Below are 3,939 nucleotides of genomic sequence, written 5' to 3' on the forward strand. Positions count from 1 at the left end.
TTTATTTTTAATAATGAAGTCGCTTCGCGACACTATTTAATCCCCCTCACCCTTGCTCCCTCTCCCCCACGCTGCGCGCGGTGGAGAGGGGAAGCCCGGTGAGCTCAATTAAATACCTGGGGAGTTACCTATTTTTTCTGGTACTATCCCTGTGTTATCAGGAATCTGAGATAACAAAACAGTCCAACTGAATTAAGGAATAATACATGCATACGGAATCATACGTTTATCTTCTGACCAATAAACACAACAATGTTTTGTATACTGGCGTCACCAATGATTTAATACGCCGTGTTTATGAACATAAGAGCAAGCGGGTAGCAGGGTTTACTCAAAAATATAATGTGGATCGTCTGGTATATTATGAAGTTTGTGAAAGTATCGTTGCAGCTATTGAACGAGAAAAACAAATCAAGGGATGGACGCGAAAAAAGAAGCAGATTTTGATTAATGCACTGAATCCTGAATGGAACGATTTGTATCGATCGCTACTTTAAAAATTGTGCCACTGCAGGGAGATCCTTCGCGCAAAAAGACGCGCTCAGGATGACGTACCTGGGGAGTTACACTAAAATGTTTAACAATTCATTTGAGCTCCTCACCTTTATTGGCTAAAAAAATCCCGGTCTTAAAACCGGGATTAGGTAGAGGAGACCGGTTTGTTTAATCGCGGCCTGAAAATGCGCTTAGTATATTGAGCAGGCTCACGAACAAATTGTAAATTGATACGAAAAGACCTACTGTAGCTGAGATGTAATTGGTTTCACCGTCATGAATGATGGCGCTAGTTTGTAACAGAATTAAACCAGAGGAAATCAGGATAAACGCAGCAGAAATTGCCAATTGTAAAGCAGGTATTTGAACAAAGATTCCTGCGATCATCGCTAATACAGCAACCATCATACCAACAAAAAGAAAACCACCCAAGAAGCTAAAATCTTTCTTAGTAGTTACTGCATAAGCAGATAAGGCAAAAAAGATTGCACCAGTGCCACCTAAAGCAGTACCAACTAATTGTGGCCCATTAGAAAAATTATACATATAAAAATTAAGAATTGGGCCTAAGGTGTAACCCAAAAAGCCGGTAAAAGCAAAAACGCTCACTAAACCCCAAACGCTATTGCGTAAGGCTTGAGTTAAAAACATTAAACCATATACGCCTGCAATCATCAAAAAGGGATTCATTGGGCGTGCACCACTTGCCATAGATAAATAAGCGGTAAACGCGCTGAAAAAGAAGGTCATGCTGAGTAACAGGTAAGTATTACGCAGCACTTTATTGGCTGAAAGCACTGAATCCCTGCGTTGACTTAATATGGTAACATCGTTTCGGTTCATCGTAGTCGAACTCCTAATTGGTTTATATTTAGTCTAGCATATGTATAGACAAGTTTCCTATATTTCAAGTTGTTCTGTAAAAAATTAGTTATCATTTTTTACGCTCTAGAGTATCATTTTATTTTAGAAAACTGTACTACTCTATAGTATGATGACTGTATTTTTTGTATTGGATTGAGGTTCATCATGGGAAGGGTGTCGTTAGTGCAAATGGTTTCTTCGGCAAATGTTGCTGATAATTTGCAACAGGCGGAGCAATTATTGATTAAAGCACGTGAAGAAGGTGCGCAACTTGCTCTTTTGCCTGAAAATTTTGCTTTTATGGGGCGAAATGAAATTGACAAATTGCAAGTGGGTGAAGTCTACGGCCAAGGGCCAATTCAAGAAAAAATCAGCACTTTAGCAAAGCAATTAGGATTGTGGATTATCGCGGGCACGATGCCGATTAAAGCAAATAACTCTAAAGTGAGGGCCAGTTGTTTGGTCTACGATGAGCACGGTTTGTGTGTGGCGCGTTATGATAAAATTCACTTATTTGATGTCAGCGTGTCTGCACAGGAGTTCTATAAAGAATCTACAACCATAGAGCGAGGCAATGAACTTGTTGTGGTTGATACGCCAATAGGTAAAATTGGCCTAACTGTTTGTTATGATTTGCGATTTCCTGAATTGTATCAGCAATTATTAGACAAAGAAGCAGAGTTATTTACTGTTCCTTCGGCATTTACTGCGGTAACCGGACTTGCTCATTGGGACGTTTTATTAAGAGCAAGGGCTATAGAGAATTTATCTTATATATTGGCTGCCAATCAAGGTGGGCATCATGAAAATGGGCGTGACACTTATGGACACAGCATGATTGTTGAGCCTTGGGGTAGTGTACTGGCGCAAAAAGCAGGTGGTGCGGGTATTGTAACTACCGATATTGATTTACAACGTCTGCATGAGTTGCGGAACAAGTTCCCAACGGTAAACCATCACGTATTAAAAGTTTAAAGGGTAATTAAATGACAGAAGCACTAATCACCGCAAAAGAATTATTACTGGCTCCATCTTCATTAGATGAAACCGGGATTGAAAAGTTATTTAAATCAATGATGAGTCATCATATTGATGCTGCCGATCTTTATTTTCAAAGTTGCAGTTACGAGTCGTGGTACTTGGAGGATTCAGTAGTAAAAAGTGGCAGCTATTCTTTAGATAAAGGGGTTGGTATTCGTGCGGTCAGTGGCGATAAAACGGGTTTTGCTTATTGTGATAATATTTTAATGTCCTCTATGTTACGCGCAGCTGAAGCAGCACGTTCCATTGCACTTAGTGGTTCGAAAGTTGCGCCAGTGGTGCATATGAATACCATTGCTGAAAATCGCTATCATGGTCTAAATCCAATTGATACGATGAATAAGCAAGAAAAAATTGCGTTGTTGGAGGCTATTGATAAGGAAGCTCGCAGTATTGATCCACGTGTAATTCAAGTCAATGCTTCATTAAGTGGTTGCTATGAAGTAGTTATGGTTGCTGATATGCATGGACTTATGAATGCAGATGTAAGGCCATTGGTAAGTATTAATGTGAGTGTGATTGTTGAAGATAAAAACGGACGTCGTGAATCAGCACGCTCAGGCGGTGGCGGTCGTGTTGCTTATTCTTATTTTACTGAGAAAGAAAACGCATTAACTTATGCACGAAACGCCGTGCGTGAGGCTTTGGTCAATTTAGAAGCAAAACCCGCGCCTGCAGGAACCATGCCTGTGGTTTTGGGGCCGGGCTGGCCGGGCGTATTACTGCATGAAGCAGTGGGTCATGGTTTAGAGGGTGATTTTAATCGTAAGGGTTTATCCGCATTTTCTGGGCGTATAGGTCAGCAAGTAGCTGCGCCTGGTGTAACTGTTGTTGATGATGGTACTTTAAAAGATCGCCGTGGTTCTTTGACTATTGATGATGAAGGTACACCTTCACAATGTACCACCTTGATCGATAATGGAATCCTGGTCAATTACATGCAGGATAAATTAAACGCCAAGCTAATGGGAATGAAGCCCACTGGAAATTGCCGTCGTGAATCTTATGCTCATGTGCCTATGCCGCGGATGACCAATACTTATATGCTTGCTGGGCAATATGAACCTGATGAAATTATTCGTTCTGTAAAACGTGGCCTGTATGCTGTGAATTTTGGTGGAGGCCAGGTTGACATTACCTCAGGGCAGTTTGTGTTTTCTGCAAGTGAAGCGTACCTTATTGAAGATGGTAAAATCACCACTCCAGTGAAAGGAGCTACTTTAATTGGTAATGGCCCTGATGTGATGAAGAAAATCAGCATGATTGGTAATGATTTATCACTAGATAGTGGTATAGGTGTCTGTGGTAAAGAGGGGCAATCTGTTCCTGTAGGTGTTGGACAGCCTACTTTGAAAATTGATGCGCTTACTGTAGGTGGCACTAACTGATGCTGAGGGTAAAAGGTCAGTCCCTATGAGGGAACGGCCATCTTTGAGCACAGGTTGAATAAGACCGTTCAGCCAAGATTCACCATCCCCCGTGACCTCTTAATGGCGTCAACTTAAGGATTTTTAAATAGAGTTGTAGGTTGGGCCTTGG

4 protein-coding genes are annotated in these 3,939 nt (G+C 41.2%); 3 read left to right on the forward strand and 1 reads right to left on the reverse strand.

Going from position 1 to position 3,939, the window contains the following annotated elements:
- Positions 1-206: 206 nt before the first annotated feature.
- Positions 207-497 (forward strand): GIY-YIG nuclease family protein, encoded by a 291-nt coding sequence (locus QM652_RS14300; protein ID WP_415076961.1) that lies wholly within the window; start codon positions 207-209, stop codon positions 495-497.
- Positions 498-663: 166 nt separating this feature from the next.
- Here QM652_RS14300 and QM652_RS14305 read toward each other — a convergent pair whose 3' ends face one another.
- Positions 664-1,338 (reverse strand): Bax inhibitor-1/YccA family protein, encoded by a 675-nt coding sequence (locus tag QM652_RS14305; RefSeq protein ID WP_415076963.1) that lies wholly within the window; start codon positions 1,336-1,338, stop codon positions 664-666.
- 186 nt (positions 1,339-1,524) lie between these two features.
- Here QM652_RS14305 and QM652_RS14310 point away from each other — a divergent pair, with 186 nt between their 5' ends.
- Together QM652_RS14310 and tldD are read left to right on the forward strand one after the other, a co-directional pair.
- Positions 1,525-2,334 carry a carbon-nitrogen hydrolase family protein gene (locus tag QM652_RS14310; RefSeq protein WP_415076965.1) on the forward strand — a complete coding sequence of 270 codons (810 nt, stop codon included), beginning with the start codon at positions 1,525-1,527 and terminating at the stop codon, positions 2,332-2,334.
- A gap of 11 nt (positions 2,335-2,345) precedes the next feature.
- Positions 2,346-3,788 (forward strand): metalloprotease TldD, encoded by a 1,443-nt coding sequence (tldD, locus tag QM652_RS14315; RefSeq protein WP_415076967.1) that lies wholly within the window; start codon positions 2,346-2,348, stop codon positions 3,786-3,788.
- Positions 3,789-3,939: the final 151 nt, after the last annotated feature.

It is taken from the genome of Legionella sp., from assembly GCF_047605385.1.
GTDB lineage: Bacteria > Pseudomonadota > Gammaproteobacteria > Legionellales > Legionellaceae > Legionella.